Origin of the sequence: Pseudomonas sp. BP01 (assembly GCF_022760795.1) — a bacterium.
Lineage (GTDB): Bacteria > Pseudomonadota > Gammaproteobacteria > Pseudomonadales > Pseudomonadaceae > Aquipseudomonas > Aquipseudomonas putida_Q.
Map to the genome: position 1 here is coordinate 406070 of NZ_JAFBKA010000001.1, position 18980 is coordinate 425049.

Below are 18980 nucleotides of genomic sequence, written 5' to 3' on the forward strand. Positions count from 1 at the left end.
TGCACGAGTGATCATGTTCAAGCGAAGTACCTTTACCCTGGGGGGCGCCGCACTGTGCGGCGCCCTGCTCGTCAGCGGCTGCGCCAACCAGATGTCCCAGCGCAGCGACCACGAGGAGCGCGTCGAGCGCAAATTGCTCGAGCACACCCTGCAGATCGATGTCGGCGAGCCGAAGGTGATGGAGCTTCCGCAACGGCGTGTGCGCGTGCATGAGCTGAAGCGTTTCGAAGTCACCGAGTTCGAAGTCACCCGTCGCTATGACCGCTACACGCCTTACCAGCCCTGGCGGGAGGTCTACGAGATCCCGCTGGGTGCAGTGGCCGTGGTGGCGGGCGTCGGCGCCAACGTGGTGAACGTCTTCGCCTTGGGCAACCTGCCGCAAAGCATCACCCACGACTGGCTCAGCTACGGCGTGGATGGGCTCAACCCGTTCATGAACGTGCCGTCCAACGGGCGTGCCCAGCAGAACCTGGCCGGGATCAGCGAAGTGCAGAAAGGCAAGCGCGAGGAAGCCACCAGCGTGCCCTGGAGCGAACGCCTGGTCGAGGTCAAGGCTGGCAAGATGACCCACGAACTGACCACCGACAGGAACGGCGTGCTGCGTCTGAACCTGCTCGACAGCCCATTCTCCGAGCAAAACCTCAACCACATCGGCACCCTGCACCTTCAAGTACTCGACGAGGACAACGCGGTACGTGGTGATGCCAGCCTGCTGGTCAGCGCCACCCTGCGCAACAAGCTGCTCGAAGCCCATGAACTGATCTTCGACGACCTCGAGGATGACGATGTTGGCCAGTGGGTACATCGGGTGAAGCGCCTGTCGGAACTGGGCCTTGAAGAGGAAGCCAGTGAAATGGAACAAAGCCTGATCGAGCTGACCCGCAACGATCCGGAGCTGCAGCAGGAGTTTCTGCAATCGCTGACCAAGGCCACTGGCCGGTTGGTGGCAGATCCGGGCGTGCAGTAACCCGCCTTCATGCACACCCTGTAGATACTCTGTCGCGATGGGCTGCGCAGCAGCCCCGGCAATTCATGCATTAACGCTGAAATCCTGGGGCTGCTGCGCAGCCCATCCGACCGGTCCGGCGCCCCGGCAAGGCCGCTCCTACAGGGACCGCGCAATTTGATGAGGCTTCTATATAGGCGGGAAGAGCTCCAACTGTTCATGCGCTCCGCGTAAATCGCGCAACCTTACCCCTACCCCCAGCAAGCGCACCGGCTTGCCACCCCGGGCGAACGCCTGGCCCAGCAGTTGCCGATAACTTTCAAGATCCCGTCCAGCCCCTGCCTGCTCCAGGGTGGTCTGGCTGAAGTCATGGAACTTGACCTTGACGAACGGCTTGTCCGGGCGATAACTGCTGTCCATGCGGGCGATACGCTCGTTCAGGCTTTCCAGCAACTCGGGCAACCGCGCCAGGCAACTGGCCAGGTCCGGCAGGTCGGTGTCGTAGGTGTTTTCCACGCTGACTGACTGCCTGCGGCTGTCATTGTGTACTGCACGGTCATCTATACCCCGCGCCAGCCCCCACAAACGCTCGCCAAAGCTGCCAAACTCTCGCACCAAGGCCAAGCGCGACCACTCACGCAGGTCCAGGCAGGTGTCGATGCCCAGCCGCGTCAGTTTATCTGCCGTCACCTTGCCCACCCCATGCAGCCTGGCCACCGGCAAGGCGGCGACAAAGGCCTCCACCTCGCCCGGGGTAATCACGAACAGCCCGTTGGGCTTACGCCAGTCACTGGCAATCTTGGCCAGGAACTTGTTCGGCGCCACACCCGCCGACACGGTGATATGCAAGGTGCGGGCGACGCGCCGGCGAATATCCTCGGCGATGCGCGTGGCGCTGCCCGCATACCACTGGCTATCGCTGACATCCAGGTAGGCTTCGTCCAGCGACAAAGGCTCGATCAGCTCGGTGTAGTCGCGGAAGATGGCGTGGATTTCCCGTGAGGCCTCACGGTAGGCCTCGAAGCGCGGCTTGACGATCAACAGGTCGGGGCACTGCTTCAGCGCATGCCGTGACGACATGGCCGAGCGCACACCATAGGCACGCGCTTCATAGTTGCAGGTGGCGATCACCCCGCGGTGCTCGGGCGAGCCCCCAACCGCCATGGGCCGCCCGGCCAGACGCGGGTCGTCACGCATCTCGATCGCGGCATAGAAGCAATCGCAGTCGACGTGGATGATCTTGCGCAAGGACATGGGTGGCCGTCAGCACTGTAAATTCATACAGATAGTATCGCATGCGACCCTACCTGAAACACCTCACCCGGCGCATCACACGACAAAGTGCCTGAAAGCCCCGTCGCGCCTGACCTGCTTGCTGACAGCGAGCGCTAAGGGTTTGAACAAAAAAGGGTTTTTCAATGAAACTGCTTGACACTGGGGCGTAAATCCGTAGAATTCGATCTCACAGGCGCGGGATGGAGCAGCCTGGTAGCTCGTCGGGCTCATAACCCGAAGGTCGTCGGTTCAAATCCGGCTCCCGCAACCAGATTAAAGAAAAGGCCACTGTTCATACAGTGGCCTTTTTCTTTGCCCTCAAAAAAGTAACGCCGAAAAACCTTTGATAAATCAAAGCTTAGCGCTTGACACGCCCTCAACAAACTGTAGAATGCGCCCCACAGACGCGGGATGGAGCAGTCTGGTAGCTCGTCGGGCTCATAACCCGAAGGTCGTCGGTTCAAATCCGGCTCCCGCAACCAAGTTCAAGAAAAGGCCACTGTTAACACAGTGGCCTTTTTCTTTGTCTGCTAAAAAGCAGCCTCGAAAAACCTCGACAAATCAAAGCTTAGCGCTTGACATACAAGCCACACGCTGTAGAATCCGCCCCACTGACGCGGGATGGAGCAGCCTGGTAGCTCGTCGGGCTCATAACCCGAAGGTCGTCGGTTCAAATCCGGCTCCCGCAACCATATTCGTCAGAACAAACCCCGCCTGTGTAACAGCAGCGCGGGGTTTGTTGCATCTGCCCTCCCTGTTCTTCCCAGCCTCTTGTCTCCCCGCCCTCCAGCCAACCCGCAGGCTTGAGGCATCGTGCCCAGGATGAACTATCTTTAACCCTGCCAGGCCACTGAAAGTGCCTGAGTCCGGAGTAACATTGGATACGTTTTTCTAAGGGACTTTCACTTGGCCGTACCTCCCCTCTGCCTCGCGCTGTATGCCCGGGGCAAACCATGACTTCACACAACCCCGAACCTCCGGTGCCACTCGCCTCGGCGCTACCCGGTGCCGTGCAGCGCCTGCCCTTGCTTGAACGCCTGAGCCGCTACCGCCAGCCCATCGGCCTGGTCGTGACCCTGGTGCTGTTCACCATGGCCTTGATTGCCTGCCGCCACCTGCTGAGCGAGCTGGACATCTATGCCTTGCACGATGCCATGCTCAGCGTGCCGGCCCAGTCGATGCTCGGCGCCGTGTTGGCGACCGTGATCGGCTTCGCGATCCTGTTAGGTTACGAGTGGTCGGCCAGCCGCTATGCCGGCGTGAAACTGCCGGCACGCAGCCTGGCGCTGGGCGGTTTCAGCGCCTTTGCCATCGGCAACGCCATTGGCCTGTCGATGCTTTCGGGCGGCTCGGTGCGCTACCGCCTGTATGGACGCCAGGGTCTGGGGGCTGGCGAAGTCGCACGCATGACGGTGTTTGCCAGCCTGTCACTGGGCTGCGCGCTGCCGCCCCTGGCCGCCTTGGCAACCTTGAGCGACCTGCCCGCAGCCTCTACGGCACTGAGGGTGGCGCCAGGCCTGCTGGCAGGTATCGCCGCTGCGGTGCTTGTGGCGTCCGTCCTGCTGGTGTTCGGCTTGTACCGCCGGCGCCTGGCCGAACAGCCGCTGGCCAATAACCTGCTGGTGCAACTGGGCCGCCGCACACTGCGCCTACCAAGCGCACGCCTGGCTGCCCTGCAATTGCTGATTACCGCGCTGGATGTGGCAGCGGCCGCCACCGTGCTGTACATGCTGCTGCCCGAAGCACCACCCTTCGGCGCGTTTGTGCTGGTGTACCTGCTGGCCTTGGCCGCAGGCGTGCTCAGCCACGTACCGGGCGGCGTCGGGGTGTTCGAAGCCATCCTGCTGGCCGCCTTTGCCGACCAGCTCGGTGCCGCGCCACTGGCGGCCGCCCTGCTGCTGTACCGGCTGATCTATGTGGTGCTGCCGCTGCTGCTGGCCTGCGTGTTGCTGCTGGCCAATGAAGCCCGGCGCCTGCTGTTCGCACAGCAAGCCATCAAGGCCGCCTCCGGCATGGCCGCACCCATCCTGTCGATACTGGTATTCCTGTCCGGGGTGGTGCTGCTGTTTTCGGGCGTCACCCCCGAGATCGACACCCGCCTGGAACATATGGGCTTTCTGGTGCCGCACCGGCTGATCGATGCCTCGCACTTTGGCGCCAGCCTGATCGGCGTGCTGTGCCTGCTGCTGGCCCAGGGCCTGCGCCGACGCCTGTCCGCCGCCTGGTTGCTGACCACCGTGCTGTTGCTGGTCGGCGCCCTGCTGTCACTGCTCAAGGGCTTTGACTGGGAGGAGGCTTGCCTGCTGACCTTCACCGCCGCCCTGCTGGCCCTGTTCCGTCGCTCCTTCTACCGCCCCAGCCGCCTGCTGGAGCTGCCGTTTTCACCGGTGTTCCTGGTGGCCAGCGCCTGCGCCGTGGGCGCATCGGTGTGGCTGCTGCTGTTCGCCTACCAGGATGTGCCCTACAGCCATCAGCTGTGGTGGCAGTTCACCCTCGACGCCGATGCCCCGCGCGGCCTGCGCGCCGCCATGGGCAGTGCCTTGTTGCTGGCTGCCTTGGCGCTGACCTGGCTGCTGCGCACCGCGCCGCCAGTGATCCACCTGCCCGACGACGACGAACTGCAGCGCGCCAACCGTATTCTGCTGGCCTCCGACCAGCCCGACGGCGGCCTGGCCCTGACCGGCGACAAGGCGTTGCTGTTCCACCCCCGCGACAATGCCTTCCTCATGTACGCCCGTCGCGGCCGCAGCCTGGTGGCCCTGTACGACCCGATCGGCCCGGCCCTGGAGCGCGCCGAAATGATCTGGCAGTTCCGCGACCTGTGCGATCTGCACCACGCCCGGCCGGTGTTCTACCAGGTGCGCGCCGAAAACCTGCCTTTTTATATGGACATCGGCCTGACGGCACTGAAGCTGGGCGAAGAAGCCCGGGTCGACTTGCGCCGCTTCGACCTCGAGGCCAAGGGCAAGGAGATGAAAGACCTGCGCTACACCTGGAACCGTGGTGGCCGCGACGGCCTGAGCCTGGAAATCCACGAGCCCGGTCACGCCCCGCTGGCCGAGCTGAAGGAAATTTCCGATGCCTGGCTCAGCGGCAAGAACGTGCGCGAGAAAGGCTTTTCGCTGGGCCGCTTCAGCCCGGAGTACCTGCAGCACTTCCGCGTTGCCCTGATCCGCTTCCAGGGTCGGCCGGTGGCCTTCGCCAACCTGCTGGAGACCCACAGCAACGAGCTGGCCAGCCTTGACCTGATGCGTGCGCACCCCGAGGCCCCGAAGCTGACCATGGAATTCATGATGATCGGCCTGATCCTGCACTACAAAAGCCATGAGTATTCCCGCTTCAGCCTGGGCATGGTGCCGCTTTCAGGCCTTCAGCCGCGGCGTGGCGCGCCGTTGACCCAGCGCCTGGGCTCAATGGTGTTCCGCCGTGGCGAGCAGCTTTACAACTTCCAGGGGCTTCGACGCTTCAAGGACAAATTCCAACCGGATTGGGAACCCCGCTACATGGCCGTGCCGGCCGGGCTCGACCCGCTTGTGGCACTGGCCGATACTGCCGCCCTGATTGCAGGCGGCCTGACTGGATTGGTGAAACGTTGATGACCCGACGCTTTTGGCTGTACCTGCTGGTTCCCCTGCTGCTGGCCGCCCTGGGGGGTGCGCTGGCGTTCTGGCTGTGGACGCGCCCGGCTCCCGAAGCGCGCCTGGAGCAATTGAGCATCAATGACACCAGCATCACCCGCGTGACCCCAGGTGTGCATCCCAAGGCCCGGGTGGCCATCGGTGTGCCACAAGACCAGGCGTTGACGGACAAGCAGCTGCTCGACCTGAGCCAGGCCGGTGAAGCCCAGCTGGTGCAGGTGATCTTGCCGCCTAACGACTGCAGCAAGCAGCAACAGGCCATGGACCAGGCCCTGGCCGAGCTGCCGGAAAAGCCGACGTTGGTGGCCGGTATCGGCCCTGGCGCCGCCCAGGCCTGGCGCTGGCTGGCCAGCCAGAACAATGACAAGGCCCGGGCCATTTCCGTGGACTTCAGCCTGGAGCAACCTGGCTGCCAGTCCCCGCTGCCCAAGGCGGCTGCCCACGGCCACTGGAACGTCGCCTGGAACGACAACCCGGATGACGCCAGCGCCGCCTTCGTGCGCGACCAGGCCAATGCCGAAACCAGCATCAGCGACTACGACATCCATCTGCCACAAGTGCTCAAGGCCCAGCTGACCCAGGCCCTGGTAGGCCACGACGGCAACGCCTTGGCCATCCCTGTGGTGGAAGTGCCGGCCGGGCAGACAACCGACACGGTCACCCTGTTCCTCTCCGGTGACGGCGGCTGGCGCGACCTGGACCGCGATGTTGCCGGCGAAATGGCCAAGCTGGGCTACCCGGTGGTGGGTATCGACACGCTGCGCTATTACTGGCAGCACAAAACCCCGGAGCAAAGTGCGGCCGACCTGTCCGAGCTGATGCAGCACTACCGGCAGAAGTGGGGTACCAAGCGCTTTGTACTGACCGGCTATTCGTTCGGTGCCGATGTGCTACCGGCGATCTACAACCGCCTGCCGGTGGAGGACCAGCAACGTATCGACGCGGTGATGCTGCTGGCCTTTGCCCGCAGCGGCAGCTTCGAGATCGAGGTCGAAGGCTGGCTGGGCAAGGAAGGCCAGGAAGCACCCACCGGACCGGAAATGGCCAGGCTGCCAGCCTCCAAGGTGGTGTGCGTGTATGGCGTGGAAGAGACCGATGAAAGCGGTTGCACCGAAAGCACTGCGGTGGGTGAACGCCTGAAGCTGCCTGGAGGGCATCACTTTGATGAGAACTACCCGGCGCTGGCCAAGCGCTTGATTGGTGAGATCGAGACACGCCAGGGCAAGTCCAGCGTCGCCGAACAGAACTGATAATGATTGGGGCCGCTTTGCGGCCCATCGCCGGCAAGCCAGGCTCCCACATCTACTGCGCACATCTCCGCCATTGTGCTGTCCCTGTGGGAGCCTGGCTTGCAGGCGATGGGCTGCAGAGCAGCCCTTGGCAATCAGATCTCGACCTGGGTCCCCAGTTCGATCACTCGGTTCAGCGGCAGGTTGAAGAAGCGCAGGTTACCGTTGGCATTCTTCAGCAAGAACGCGAACAGGTTGCCCCGCCAGCGCGACATCCCCTCCAGCCGTGACGCGATTACCGTCTCGCGGCTGAGGAAGTAGGTGGTGCGCATCGGGGTGAAGTCCAGATCGTCCAGGTGACACAGCTTCAATGCCGCCGGCACGTCCGGTTCGTCCATGAAGCCAAAGTGCAACAGCACACGGAAGAACCCGTCACCATAAGCCTCCACCTCGAAGCGCTCCTGCTCCGGCACCCGCGGCCGGTCCTCGCTGACCACGGTCAGCAACACCACCTGGCTGTGCAGCACCTGGTTATGCAGCATGTTGTGCAACAGGGCATGGGGCACGGCATCCGACCGGGCAGTGAGGAACACCGCCGTCCCTTCGACCCGGTGCGGCGGCTGAATGCGGATACTGCTGATGAACAGCGGCAACGGCAGCGCACCTTCGTCGATGCGCTCCACCAGGATCTGCTTGCCGCGTTTCCAGGTGCTCATCAGCAGGAACAACACACCACCGGCCAACACCGGGAAAGCACCGCCCTGGATGATTTTCGGTACGTTGGCGGCGAAAAACAGCCCATCGACAAACAGGAAGCCCACCAGGATCGGCACTGCCAGCACCGGCGGCCACTTCCACAACAGCAGCATCACCGCCGACACCAGAATGGTGGTCATCAGCATGGTGCCGGTCACCGCCACGCCGTAGGCCGCCGCCAGGGCGCCGGACGACTCGAAGCCGATCACCAGCAGCACCACGCCCACCATCAGCGTCCAGTTCACGGCACCAATGTAGATTTGCCCCTGCTCGTCGCTGGAGGTGTGCTGGATCTGCATACGCGGAATGTAACCCAGCTGGATGGCCTGGCGGGTCAGGGAAAATGCCCCGGAAATGACCGCCTGTGAGGCGATCACAGTGGCCATTGTGGCTAACCCGACCAACGGCAGCAGCGCCCAGCTTGGCGCCAGCAGGTAGAAGGGGTTACGGGCCGCCTCGGGGTTTTGCAGCAGCAGTGCACCCTGGCCAAAATAGTTGAGCACCAACGCGGGTAGCACCAGGATGAACCAGGCCCGGGCGATCGGCTTGCGGCCAAAATGGCCCATGTCGGCATACAGCGCCTCGGCGCCGGTCAGCGCCAGCACCACCGCGCCGAGGATGGCCACACCCATGCCTGGGTGAACCACGAAGAAGTTGACCGCCCAGCCCGGATTAAAGGCCTTGAGTACTTCCGGGCTCTGCGAGATACCGTGCACGCCCAATGCGCCCAGCACCACGAACCAGGTGACCATGATCGGGCCGAACAGCTTGCCGATCTTCTCGGTGCCGTGCTTCTGCACCAGGAATAGCGCCACCAGCACCACCAGCGAAATCGGCACCACCCAGTGGTCGATACCGTCAAACGCCAGGCCCATGCCCTCCACGGCCGACAGCACCGATACGGCCGGGGTGATCATGCTGTCGCCATAGAACAGCGAAGCGCCGATCAAACCGCAGATCACCATCAACGTACGTAACCGCGGATAGGCCGCCGTGGCCCGACGCGCCAGTGCGGTCAGCGCCATGGTGCCACCCTCGCCCTGGTTGTCGGCGCGCAGGATGAACATCACGTACTTGAACGACACCACCCACAACAGCGACCACAGGATCAGCGACAGGATCCCCAACACGCCATCATGGTTGACCGGCACCCCGTAGCCGCCGGTGAAGACTTCCTTGAGGGTATACAACGGGCTGGTGCCGATATCGCCATAAACCACCCCGACCGCCGCCACGAGCAGGCCCAGCGACCGCGCCGCTCCCTGCTTCCCCGCGTGTCCGCCCTCGGCGTGACTGCTTGCCTGAACCATCGACCACTCCCGCAGACGGCCATCTCGGCCTTTAGTATTCACTCGCGCGCCAGGCCCCCGAAGGCACCTTCACGCAACGGCGCGAAGCATAGCGCAGCGTTCGTCGTATTTCTGCTGGTCAAGCGACCTTGCGCTCGCTAGAATTGCGCACTTTTTGATCAGAGGCGCTAAAAAGCGCCCGTCAAGATCGCCCGCGATTCCGGCCGGGCGACCTGCATTCAATACCGAGGTTAGTCATGTCCACCACGCCCGCCACCCCCAAGGTAGGTTTCGTAAGCCTGGGTTGCCCAAAAGCCCTCGTCGATTCCGAGCGCATCCTCACCCAGCTGCGCATGGAAGGCTATGAAGTCGTGCCCACCTACGAGGACGCCGACGTGGTGGTGGTCAACACCTGCGGCTTCATCGACAGCGCCAAGGCCGAGTCGCTTGAAGTGATCGGCGAAGCGATCAAGGAAAACGGCAAGGTCATCGTCACCGGCTGCATGGGTGTCGAGGAAGGCAGCATCCGTGACGTACACCCCAGCGTGCTGTCGGTCACCGGCCCGCAGCAGTACGAGCAGGTGGTCAACGCCGTGCACGAAGTGGTACCGCCGCGCCAGGACCACAACCCGCTGATCGACCTGGTGCCGCCACAGGGCATCAAGCTGACCCCGCGCCACTATGCCTACCTGAAGATTTCCGAAGGCTGCAACCACAGCTGCAGCTTCTGCATCATCCCGTCGATGCGCGGCAAGCTGGTCAGCCGCCCGGTGGGTGAAGTGCTGAGCGAGGCCGAGCGCCTGGTCAAGGCCGGGGTCAAGGAGATCCTGGTGATTTCCCAGGACACCAGCGCCTACGGCGTCGATGTCAAGTACAAGACCGACTTCTGGAACGGCCGCCCGGTCAAGACCCGCATGCTCGAACTGTGCGAGGCCCTGAGCAGCCTGGGTGCCTGGGTACGCCTGCACTATGTGTACCCGTACCCCAACGTCGACGACGTGATCCCGCTGATGGCCGCCGGCAAAATCCTGCCGTACCTGGACATCCCGTTCCAGCATGCCAGCCCGAAAGTGCTCAAGTCGATGAAGCGCCCTGCCTTCGAAGACCGCACCCTGGCGCGCATCAAGAACTGGCGCGAGCAATGCCCTGAGCTGGTAATCCGCTCCACCTTCATTGTCGGCTTCCCAGGCGAGACCGAGGAAGACTTCCAGTACCTGCTGGACTGGCTGACCGAAGCCCAGCTCGACCGTGTGGGCTGCTTCCAGTACTCGCCTGTAGAAGGCGCCCCGGCCAACGACCTGGGCCTGGAAGAAGTGCCGGACGAGATCAAGCAAGCGCGCTGGGACCGCTTCATGGCCCACCAGCAGGCCATCAGCACCGCCCGCCTGCAACTGCGCATCGGCAAGGAAATCGAAGTGCTGATCGACGAAGTCGAGGAACAGGGTTCGGTTGGCCGCAGCTTCTTCGATGCCCCGGAAATCGACGGCAGCGTGTTCATCGATGGCGACCATGGCTTCAAGCCAGGCGACAAAGTGCGTTGCCGTGTAGTGGATGCCGACGAATACGACATGTGGGCAGAGCCCATCTAAAACGGCGGAAACCTGAAAAGCCCCTGCCCTGGCATTCCCCGCGAGAATGACCGGCGCAGGGGCTTTTTTCGTTAAAACGTGTGAAACAGCATCAGGCCACCCTCTGCATCCGGGCTGGCATCAGAGAAGCCTTTGACCGCATAGAGCTGGACTTTCCATTGCTGGTTGAGCTTGTGGGTCAGGAACAGGGTGAGCTCCTTGATCTGCGAGCCGGTCGAGACCACTTTCTGCCGCCAGTCGTAGGAGGCGCCCGCGGAAGTACCTGCAGCCACAGGCAGGGCGAAGCCAAGGCTGATAAATACCGGGTCGTCAAAGTCGCTGTCGGGCGGGTCGCCGAACTTCTTCCAGCCCAATGTCGCGAAGCCTGTGACCGGGCCAAAGCCCTGAGTGATGTCGACCTGGGCGGTGTAGTCGTATTCACCGGTGCCAAGGCACTGGTCTTCATCGGCGGTGGGGAATTTGACCTTGCCGATCAGGTCGAGCATCAGGCCGCCGTCACTGCCATCCAGCAGGGCATACCCGGCGCTGGCGACCGTGTCACCCAGCCCGCTTTCCACATCCCGGCAACCTCCGGGCAGGGGGTCACCATTGGGGCCTACTTCCGGGTTGGTGATACGCAACCAGGGCACGGTGACCTTGTAGGTCATGGGGCCGGTTTCATATTTGCCGACCACGGGGACGTACCAGATTTCCGAAGTGGTACCTGTGCCATAGTCGCCACTTGAGTAGTCCATGCCGATGGCGGTGCTGAAGGTATCGGCCACGGTCGACGCACTGGTGCATGACAGCAGGCAGGCAAAAAGAGGGAGCGCGGGTCTCATCTGCACCTCAGTACCCATTCGGGAAGTGTGGTCGGACTTCCCCAGCCTAGTTGCCTAACGCCCGGATCGCTCCGGATGCTCTACTTTTTCGACGGTCTCTACCTTTTCCGGCCTTTCGATGGTTTCGAATTTCTCGACTTTTTCCACCTTCTCGACCTTTTCAGGCTTTTCTACTTTCTCTACCTTTTCGACTTTTTCGACTTTTTCGACTTTTTCGACTTTTTCGACTTTTTCGACTTTTTCGACTTTTTCGACTTTTTCAGGCTTTTCGACTTTTTCGACCTTCTCAACTTTTTCTACTTTCTCGACCTTTTCAGGCTTCTCGACCTTCTCGACCTTCTCGACCTTCTCGACCTTCTCGACCTTCTCGACCTTCTCAACCTTCTCAACCTTTTCCACTTTCTCGACTTCAATCTTCTCTACCCGATCACCCTTCCCACTGTTGCTGCTCTCGGGCTGCTCCACGGTTTCGACATGCTCTGACTTGCCAGACTTGTCCACGCTTTCAGACCTGCCGTGACCACTGGCGTCTTCAACGGTACTGCGCCCACTGTGATCATCACTGCTTTCGCTGCGAACACTGATCGCCTCGCTTGTTCCATGGCCGCTATTGTCGGAGCCGCCTGACTCACTGCTGCCGTGCTCGCCGCCGTGCCCCGAATGGCCTCGGTCCGGGTTGTCAGCACGGTCATCCTGGAACTCCACACGGGTGGCCCGTAACTCGTGAGTACCACTGAGCACGCCGCTGACCCGAACGCGTTGATCGAGCGCCAACACTGCAGGCTGCCTGCCGACAACCACGGTGCCCTGCCCCAGCGTCACATTGATACCCGCGACCACCAGTTGCCGTGCCTGCACGCGCTGCACCAACCCTTCGACCACCGCCTGCTGGACGCGGCCAGCAAACGGCAGGCTCGGGTCTGGACGGGTTTGTGCCACTTCCAGCTGGCGCCCGGTCCACTGGCCGCGCACCAGCACTTCCCGTGCGGGGGCTACGCGAGTGCCCAGCGCCAACCCTTGCAGGCTGCCTGGGCGGTCGATTGCACCAATGGCACTGGCCTCTCTGAGGCCCGGCGCCCGTTCGATACGAGTTGCCACCACTTCGCCCGTGGCATCGCGCAGGCCACTGACCCGGACCGGCTCGCCCGCACGCAGCCCTTCAGCCACCCGCGCGCCTGCGGCGAGCCGCACAGGCTGGCCCATCACCCGCAGGGGGGCCGAGGCATTGGGGAGCGCCGTCAGCGGCCCTTCGTAGACGTTGAGGATCGAGATACGCCCTGCCTGGAGACCGCGCTGGGTGGCAATTGCCTCCACCGCTACAACCTGCCCGATCGCCAAGTGAGCACTGCTGGCGGGTGCACCGTTTTCACTCACCGGCACGTCTTTGCCATAGTGCACTTCCATGCCATTGACGCAGATCGAAGCAAACCCGGTGATGGTGCCGACGATGCCGGTACCACCGGTACCGCCTGGGCGCAGGATCGGCGCACCGGTACCGCCTACCCCACCGTTACCGTGATCAAAGTAGGTGCCGTCCACACCTTCGGCCACCGCGCCAGTACCGCCGGTGCCGCCAGGGCGTTGCGGGAGGGGCGCGCCAGTGCCGCCGACACCACCGTTTTCATTGCGTGCACCGGTACCGCCTGTCCCTCCCGGAAACTGCAGGCCTGTGGCCCCGGCCATGCCCACTTCGTCACGGCTGACACAAACCGGTGCTGCAACCACCTCGGCAGGCGCCGCCAGGTTCAACCCCAGGACCAGGGCAAAGACAACGGCACGGAGGCAGCGCGTGAGGGGGGTCATGGGCCTGGCGTCTTGGACAATTCGGGGTCTGCAGCTTCAGTGTAGAAATAAAGCCCGACAGTGATCCGCCGACGTTGCTCCGCGCTGGGCTCATCAACGCTTTCCAGCTCTGCTGCGAGCCGGCTGAAGGCCAGCAACGTCTGCATGCCATCTTTGGTAACCACTTCACGCACGTGCTCGACGCTGGCCGGGCTCAAAGCATCGTAGTGCACACTGCGTTCGAAGAACGGCAGGCCCTGGCCACTGAGGTTGTGCACCGCTGCGCAGGCATGATCATGCAGGTTGTGACCGAAGTACGCGGCTTTTTCATCGAAACCTTTCTGCGGCACGAACGCCTGGGCTTGCAGGTGCACACGATCCTGCTCATCAAGCCGGACGATGCCAAGGCGCAACCATTCATCCAGCACCACACGCCCGCGGATATCAGTGCTGACCGTGGCCACCAGGGCATCGAATGAGCACTCGCCCCCCACACTTGCCAAACGCGGCAGTGCCAGTGCCTGGCCAGGTGCCGAGCAGAACGGCGGGCGGGTGGTCCATGCATTGACCAACTGTGCGCCCAGGGTGATGTTCGCCGGCAAGGCCTCAAGTGCCATGCCACCTTCGCTGCGCAGCCGCCGGACATCCTTGCGATGCACACCCGTGAGCAGGCTGATGCGACTGTCGGTGGCCGGGGCGCCGTCCAGGCGAAACTCGCGATCGGCCACGTCGACGAACACATCCTTGAGCAGGTCGGCGAACATCGTGTAGGACACCCCCTTGCGCAACATCAAGCGCACCAGCGGGCGCATGACACGCCGCAGTGCGCTTAACATCGAGGGGGGTAAGGTTGGGCTGATCAACGCCTGTCAGCTCCTGCTGTTGTCATCACCCGGTTCGCCACCCACATGGTTGCCGTGATCGTCACCAGGTTCACCACCAACGTGATTGCCGTGATCATCGCCAGGCTCGCCGCCGACATGATTACCATGATCATCCCCGGGCTCACCGCCAACATGGTTGCCATGATCGTCACCGGGCTCACCGCCAACGTGATTGCCGTGATCGTCACCGGGCTCACCACCCACGTGATTGCCATGATCGTCACCCGCTTCAGCATGGTTGCCGCTGCGCCCAGCATTTGAATCACCGGCGTGGCCCAGGCCGGAGTTGCCATGGCCGCTGCCACTGTTGCCGGCATGGCCGCCGGCATGGCCGCCGCCGTCACCGCCACTGCCGTGGCCACCACCGCCGCCACTTCCACCACCGCTTCCGCCGCCGCCACCGTGGCCGCCACCACCTCCGCCGCTTCCGCCGCCACCACCGTGGCCGCCACCACCTCCGCCGCTTCCGCCGCCACCACCGTGGCCGCCACCACCTCCGCCGCTTCCGCCGCCACCACCGTGGCCACCACCGCCGCCGCCGTGGCCACCACCACCACCACCACCGCCATCTTTGGCGTAGGCGCTGGAGCCATGAGAAATCGAGTCAGGGATCAAAACAATGGACGTCGACAGCACGCCAGCCACGGCAACCGCCAGTAAAGCCTTCTTGAACAGCAGGTGGATTTGCATAGTCCGTCTCCAGGTCGTCGCCACGAGAACGCCAAATCAGCAGAAATCTTGTTTTCAGTGTTTTCATTTCTTTGTGTGGGATTTTTTCCCACGCTTAACTAATAGACCCCTGCGCCCCACGCTTCAAGCGCCGCGAGGACAAGCCGACCGGTGGTTGGCCTGCTATGTTTTCCTGATCGCCATGGAGGACCACCGGCATGCCATCGCTACTGACGCTACAAACCCCGCACTTGCGCGACTACGGCGAGCTGGTGCAGGTCTGGGAGGACTCGGTACGTGCCACTCACGATTTTCTGCCAGAGGGCTACATCGTTTTACTGCGCGAACAGGTGCTGCGCCGCTACCTCGACGCAGTGATGCTGATCTGCTGCAAGGACCGGCAACGCATCTGTGGCTTTGCCGGGGTCGCCAACGGGCGCGTGGACATGCTGTTTGTTGCACCTGAGTACCGCGGCAAAGGGGTGGGCAAGCGCCTGCTGCACTATGCGATCGACGAGCTGAATGCCGAGCGCCTGGACGTCAACGAGCAGAACTCTCAGGCCTTGGGCTTTTACCTGCACGAAGGCTTCGAGGTCATCGGCCGATCGGAAACCGACGGCCTGGGCCAGCCCTACCCTCTGCTGCACATGCGCCTTGGCAAAATGGCGTAAATGACACAGATTCCCAGCCCCTCTGCCGCTCAGGCAGGTACAATGCTGGCCTTTCCCTGCCTTTGCGAATTGCCGTCATGTCCGAACCCGTCCGCCTGTCCAAACGCCTTATCGAGCAACTTGGCTGCTCTCGCCGCGATGCCGAGCTCTATATCGAAGGTGGCTGGGTCACGGTCGACGGCGTGGTAGTCGAGCAGCCGCAGTTCAAGGTCGAACACCAGCACGTCGCGCTGCTCCCGGGTGCCCGCGTCGAAGCACTGGAGCCGGTCACCCTGCTGCTCAACCAAGCGGCCGGTGTGGACAGCGAAAGCGCGCGCGCCAGCATGAACATGGACAACCTCAGCGAGGCGCACCGCGAAGGCGTGCGCGCCCTGCATGGGCACTTTAACCGCCAGGCCTGCGTGGCACCGCTCGAGCGCGGCGCCAGCGGCCTGCAGGTATTCACCCAGGACTGGCGGGTAAGCCGCAAGATCGAGGCCGACCTGCGTCGACTGGAGCAGGAGTTCATTGTCGAAGTGCGCGGCGAGACCACTCCTCAGGCGCTGGAACGCCTGGCGCGTGGTGCCATGCGCAATGACCGCGAGCTGCCCAAGGCCAAGGCCAGTTGGCAGAACGAGACCCACCTGCGCATGGTCGTGAAAAACCCCCAGCCTGGGCAGATCGCCGAGCTGTGCGCGTACCTGCGCCTGGAACTGGTCGGCATGCGCCGCATTCGTCTGGGCGGTGTGTCGATGGGCAAGCTGCCCCTCGGCCAATGGCGCTACGTGGCGACTACCGAACGTTTCTAAGCAACACGCCACGCACAAGCGTGGCACCTGAACAGGATTCTGCAGCAATGAACCACAACGACGTCCTGCGCAGCCTGCGCTACATGCTCAAGGTGAACGACGCCAAGATGGCCGAGATCATCAGCCTTTCCGGCCTCGAAGTGCACCCCCAGGTCTTGGCCACCTACCTGAAGAAGGAAGAAGAGGAAGGCTTCGTACGTTGCCCTGATCGGGTAATGGCGCACTTCCTCGATGGCCTGGTGATCCACCGCCGCGGCAAGGACGACAGCCGCCCGCCGCAGCCGGTCGAGCTGCCAGTGACCAACAACCTCATCCTCAAGAAGCTGCGGGTGGCCTTCGAACTCAAGGAAGACGACCTGCACGCGATCCTCAAGTCGGTCAACTTCCCGGTCAGCAAGCCTGAACTCAGCGCGCTGTTCCGCAAGGCCGGCCACGAAAACTATCGCCCATGCGGCGACCAGTTGCTGCGCAACTTCCTCAAAGGCCTGACCCAGCGCGTGCGCGGCTGAGTGGCCATGCAGCATACGGTTGCCCCGGTCGGCATTGTCCGCTCCTGCTTCAAGGAAAAATTCGCCATCCCGCGCCAGCCCCAACTGGCGCCTGCAGCGCGCGGCGTGCTCGAACTGCTGCCGCCGTTCGACCAGGGTGATGCGGTCGAAGGCCTGGAGCAGGTCAGCCATGTCTGGCTGCTGTTCCTGTTCCACCAGGCCCTGGAGGACAAGCCGCGCCTGAAAGTGCGGCCACCGCGGCTGGGCGGCAACAAGAGCATGGGGGTGTTCGCCACCCGTGCAACCCACCGGCCAAACGGCATCGGCCAGTCGGTGGTACGCCTGGAGGGTGTAGAGCCTGGGCGCCTGTTGCTGTCCGGGATCGACCTGCTCGATGGCACGCCGGTGCTGGACATCAAGCCTTATGTGCCGTATGCCGACAGCATTGCAGACGCCAGCAACCAGATGGCCAGCAATGCGCCCGCCGCGATTGCCGTGCAGTGGGGCGACAACGCCCTGCCCCAGGCCCGCGAGCACGCACTGCGCCTGGCTGAACCGCTGGTAGAACTGATCGAACAATGCCTGGCGCAAGACCCGCGCCCGGCCTACCAGGTACCACCGGCCGAGCGGGTGTACGGGGTGAAGTTCTGGGATGTGCAGGTGAGGTGGCATTACCCTCAGCCGGAGGTGATCCGGGTGCTGGAGGTGGTGCTGGCCTGACCGCGCACCGACGCGAACAGCGCACATGAAAAAGGCGACCCGAAGGTCGCCTTTCTCGTTCTACAGCCGCGCGATCAGCGAGCCGGGCCTTCGGCCACGCCCAGGTCATCGGTCGGACGGGTATCGACCAGCGGTGCACCACCGGAGGCCAGCTCGGAGGCCAGCTTGTCGTTGTCCATTTCCTTGACCCACTTGGCCACGACCACGGTGGCAACGGCGTTGCCCACCAGGTTGGTCAGTGCGCGGGCTTCAGACATGAAGCGGTCGATGCCGAGGATCAGCGCCAGGCCCGCTACCGGCAGGTGGCCAACAGCCGACAGGGTGGCGGCCAGCACGATGAAGCCCGAACCGGTCACGCCGGCAGCACCTTTGGAAGCCACCAGCAGCACCAGCAGCAGGGTGATCTGGTGGGTGATGTCCATGGTGGTATCGGTGGCCTGGGCGATGAACACCGCAGCCATGGTCAGGTAAATGGAGGTGCCGTCCAGGTTGAACGAGTAACCGGTCGGAATGACCAGGCCCACCACCGACTTCTTCGCACCCAGGCGCTCCATCTTGGCCAGCATGCGTGGCAGGGCCGATTCCGAGGAGGAAGTACCCAGCACGATCAGCAGCTCTTCACGGATGTAGCGGATCAGCTTGAGCACGCTGAAGCCGTGGGCGCGGCAGATACCGCCCAGCACCACCAGCACGAACAGCAGGCAGGTGATGTAGAAGCACGCCATCAGGTAGCCCAGTTGCACCAGCGAACCCACGCCGTACTGGCCGATGGTGAAGGCCATGGCGCCGAAAGCACCGATCGGGGCCAGCTTCATGATCATGTTGATGATGTTGAACATGACATGGGCGAAGCGGTCGATCATGTCCAGCAACGGCTTGCCGTAGCTACCCAGGCGGTGCAGGGCGAAGCCGAACAGCACGGAGAACATCAGCACCTGCAGGATATCGCCGTTGGCGAAGGCGCCGACCACGGTGTTGGGGATGACGTTGAGCAGGAAGCCGACGGTGGTCTGCTGCGCGCCGGCGGCGGCGTAGGCAGCCACGCTGCTGGCGTTCAGGGTGCTGACGTCGATGTGCATGCCAGCGCCTGGCTTGACCACGTTGACGACGACGAGGCCGATGATCAGGGCGATGGTGGAGACGATTTCAAAGTACAGCAGCGCGTAGCCGCCAGTCTTGCCGACCGACTTCATGCTCTGCATGCCGGCGATGCCGCTGACCACGGTACAGAAGATGATCGGGGCGATGACCATCTTGATCAGTTTGACGAAGCCGTCACCCAAGGGTTTGAGGGCGACGCCCGTTTCCGGATAGTAGTGGCCGAGCAGGATGCCGATGGTGATGGCAACGATCACCTGGACATACAGGGATTTGTACAGCGGCTGACGTGTCGTCATGGCTCATTTTCCTCAAGTGTGCCGGTTCACCCTTCCCA

At 63.0% G+C, this 18980-nt stretch carries 15 protein-coding genes and 3 tRNA genes; 11 read left to right on the forward strand and 7 right to left on the reverse strand.

Translation table 11 applies throughout. From position 1 onward, the window contains the following. Positions 1-13: 13 nt before the first annotated feature. On the forward strand, positions 14-967 hold the full coding sequence (locus JOY50_RS01880; protein ID WP_019473354.1) for a hypothetical protein: 954 nt from the start codon (positions 14-16) through the stop codon (positions 965-967). A gap of 168 nt (positions 968-1135) precedes the next feature. Here JOY50_RS01880 and dinB read toward each other — a convergent pair whose 3' ends face one another. Further along, positions 1136-2194 carry a DNA polymerase IV gene (gene dinB, locus JOY50_RS01885; RefSeq protein WP_177313770.1) on the reverse strand — a complete coding sequence of 353 codons (1059 nt, stop codon included), beginning with the start codon at positions 2192-2194 and terminating at the stop codon, positions 1136-1138. A 221-nt stretch (positions 2195-2415) separates the two neighbouring features. Here dinB and JOY50_RS01890 point away from each other — a divergent pair. The 5 genes from JOY50_RS01890 (at position 2416) to JOY50_RS01910 (ending at position 7109) form a co-directional block, all read left to right on the forward strand. After that, positions 2416-2492: transfer RNA gene (locus JOY50_RS01890), tRNA-Met, on the forward strand. Between the two features lie 134 nt (positions 2493-2626). Continuing rightward, positions 2627-2703, forward strand: a tRNA-Met gene (locus JOY50_RS01895). A 133-nt stretch (positions 2704-2836) separates the two neighbouring features. Then, positions 2837-2913: transfer RNA gene (locus JOY50_RS01900), tRNA-Met, on the forward strand. A gap of 261 nt (positions 2914-3174) precedes the next feature. Further along, the gene (gene mprF / locus JOY50_RS01905) at positions 3175-5817 is read left to right on the forward strand and encodes a bifunctional lysylphosphatidylglycerol flippase/synthetase MprF (protein ID WP_132846481.1); all 2643 of its coding nucleotides are present in this window, start codon (positions 3175-3177) and stop codon (positions 5815-5817) included. After that, the gene (locus JOY50_RS01910) at positions 5817-7109 is read left to right on the forward strand and encodes a virulence factor family protein (protein ID WP_019473351.1); all 1293 of its coding nucleotides are present in this window, start codon (positions 5817-5819) and stop codon (positions 7107-7109) included. Before mprF ends, JOY50_RS01910 begins: the two co-directional genes overlap by 1 nt. A gap of 134 nt (positions 7110-7243) precedes the next feature. Here the strand turns inward: JOY50_RS01910 and JOY50_RS01915 are convergent, their stop codons facing one another. Further along, positions 7244-9154 carry a potassium transporter Kup gene (locus JOY50_RS01915; protein ID WP_019473350.1) on the reverse strand — a complete coding sequence of 637 codons (1911 nt, stop codon included), beginning with the start codon at positions 9152-9154 and terminating at the stop codon, positions 7244-7246. A gap of 236 nt (positions 9155-9390) precedes the next feature. Between JOY50_RS01915 and rimO the strand changes: the two genes are divergently transcribed. After that, on the forward strand, positions 9391-10722 hold the full coding sequence (gene rimO, locus JOY50_RS01920; RefSeq protein WP_063427443.1) for a 30S ribosomal protein S12 methylthiotransferase RimO: 1332 nt from the start codon (positions 9391-9393) through the stop codon (positions 10720-10722). 71 nt (positions 10723-10793) lie between these two features. Here the strand turns inward: rimO and JOY50_RS01925 are convergent, their stop codons facing one another. The 4 genes from JOY50_RS01925 to JOY50_RS01940 are packed head-to-tail and all read right to left on the reverse strand — an operon-like array spanning position 10794 to position 14887. Then, entirely contained in the window at positions 10794-11543 is a 750-nt protein-coding gene (locus JOY50_RS01925; RefSeq protein WP_063427445.1) for a hypothetical protein, read from the reverse strand. 54 nt (positions 11544-11597) lie between these two features. After that, complete coding sequence (locus tag JOY50_RS01930) at positions 11598-13346, reverse strand: DUF5666 domain-containing protein (RefSeq protein WP_243054673.1); 1749 nt, start codon at positions 13344-13346, stop codon at positions 11598-11600. Continuing rightward, positions 13343-14137, reverse strand: a complete 795-nt coding sequence (locus tag JOY50_RS01935) for a DUF6502 family protein (RefSeq protein WP_238342469.1) — start codon at positions 14135-14137, stop codon at positions 13343-13345. Before JOY50_RS01935 ends, JOY50_RS01930 begins: the two co-directional genes overlap by 4 nt. 57 nt (positions 14138-14194) lie before the next feature. Continuing rightward, the gene (locus JOY50_RS01940; RefSeq protein WP_243054679.1) at positions 14195-14887 is read right to left on the reverse strand and encodes a hypothetical protein; all 693 of its coding nucleotides are present in this window, start codon (positions 14885-14887) and stop codon (positions 14195-14197) included. 209 nt (positions 14888-15096) lie between these two features. Here JOY50_RS01940 and JOY50_RS01945 point away from each other — a divergent pair, with 209 nt between their 5' ends. From JOY50_RS01945 to tsaA, 4 genes are all read left to right on the forward strand, one after another. Then, complete coding sequence (locus JOY50_RS01945; protein WP_138737788.1) at positions 15097-15549, forward strand: GNAT family N-acetyltransferase; 453 nt, start codon at positions 15097-15099, stop codon at positions 15547-15549. 77 nt (positions 15550-15626) lie between these two features. After that, on the forward strand, positions 15627-16337 hold the full coding sequence (locus JOY50_RS01950; RefSeq protein WP_132846478.1) for an rRNA pseudouridine synthase: 711 nt from the start codon (positions 15627-15629) through the stop codon (positions 16335-16337). Between the two features lie 47 nt (positions 16338-16384). Next, positions 16385-16846 (forward strand): DUF1456 family protein, encoded by a 462-nt coding sequence (locus JOY50_RS01955; RefSeq protein WP_132846477.1) that lies wholly within the window; start codon positions 16385-16387, stop codon positions 16844-16846. Between the two features lie 6 nt (positions 16847-16852). Then, on the forward strand, positions 16853-17545 hold the full coding sequence (tsaA, locus tag JOY50_RS01960) for a tRNA (N6-threonylcarbamoyladenosine(37)-N6)-methyltransferase TrmO (protein WP_132846476.1): 693 nt from the start codon (positions 16853-16855) through the stop codon (positions 17543-17545). Between the two features lie 74 nt (positions 17546-17619). Here tsaA and JOY50_RS01965 read toward each other — a convergent pair whose 3' ends face one another. Continuing rightward, positions 17620-18942 carry a dicarboxylate/amino acid:cation symporter gene (locus JOY50_RS01965; RefSeq protein ID WP_016488678.1) on the reverse strand — a complete coding sequence of 441 codons (1323 nt, stop codon included), beginning with the start codon at positions 18940-18942 and terminating at the stop codon, positions 17620-17622. Positions 18943-18980 lie beyond the last annotated feature (38 nt).

What these genes read in the sequence shown, in the direction of transcription:
- JOY50_RS01965 (WP_016488678.1), bottom strand. Translation starts at nt 18,942, where the DNA reads ATGACGACACGTCAGCCGCTGTACAAATCCCTGTATGTCCAGGTGATC.
- JOY50_RS01915 (WP_019473350.1), bottom strand. Translation starts at nt 9,154, where the DNA reads ATGGTTCAGGCAAGCAGTCACGCCGAGGGCGGACACGCGGGGAAGCAG.
- JOY50_RS01880 (WP_019473354.1), top strand. Translation starts at nt 14, where the DNA reads ATGTTCAAGCGAAGTACCTTTACCCTGGGGGGCGCCGCACTGTGCGGC.
- JOY50_RS01950 (WP_132846478.1), top strand. Translation starts at nt 15,627, where the DNA reads ATGTCCGAACCCGTCCGCCTGTCCAAACGCCTTATCGAGCAACTTGGC.
- mprF (WP_132846481.1), top strand. Translation starts at nt 3,175, where the DNA reads ATGACTTCACACAACCCCGAACCTCCGGTGCCACTCGCCTCGGCGCTA.
- JOY50_RS01910 (WP_019473351.1), top strand. Translation starts at nt 5,817, where the DNA reads ATGACCCGACGCTTTTGGCTGTACCTGCTGGTTCCCCTGCTGCTGGCC.
- JOY50_RS01955 (WP_132846477.1), top strand. Translation starts at nt 16,385, where the DNA reads ATGAACCACAACGACGTCCTGCGCAGCCTGCGCTACATGCTCAAGGTG.
- rimO (WP_063427443.1), top strand. Translation starts at nt 9,391, where the DNA reads ATGTCCACCACGCCCGCCACCCCCAAGGTAGGTTTCGTAAGCCTGGGT.
- tsaA (WP_132846476.1), top strand. Translation starts at nt 16,853, where the DNA reads ATGCAGCATACGGTTGCCCCGGTCGGCATTGTCCGCTCCTGCTTCAAG.
- JOY50_RS01925 (WP_063427445.1), bottom strand. Translation starts at nt 11,543, where the DNA reads ATGAGACCCGCGCTCCCTCTTTTTGCCTGCCTGCTGTCATGCACCAGT.
- JOY50_RS01935 (WP_238342469.1), bottom strand. Translation starts at nt 14,137, where the DNA reads ATGCGCCCGCTGGTGCGCTTGATGTTGCGCAAGGGGGTGTCCTACACG.
- JOY50_RS01930 (WP_243054673.1), bottom strand. Translation starts at nt 13,346, where the DNA reads ATGACCCCCCTCACGCGCTGCCTCCGTGCCGTTGTCTTTGCCCTGGTC.
- JOY50_RS01945 (WP_138737788.1), top strand. Translation starts at nt 15,097, where the DNA reads ATGCCATCGCTACTGACGCTACAAACCCCGCACTTGCGCGACTACGGC.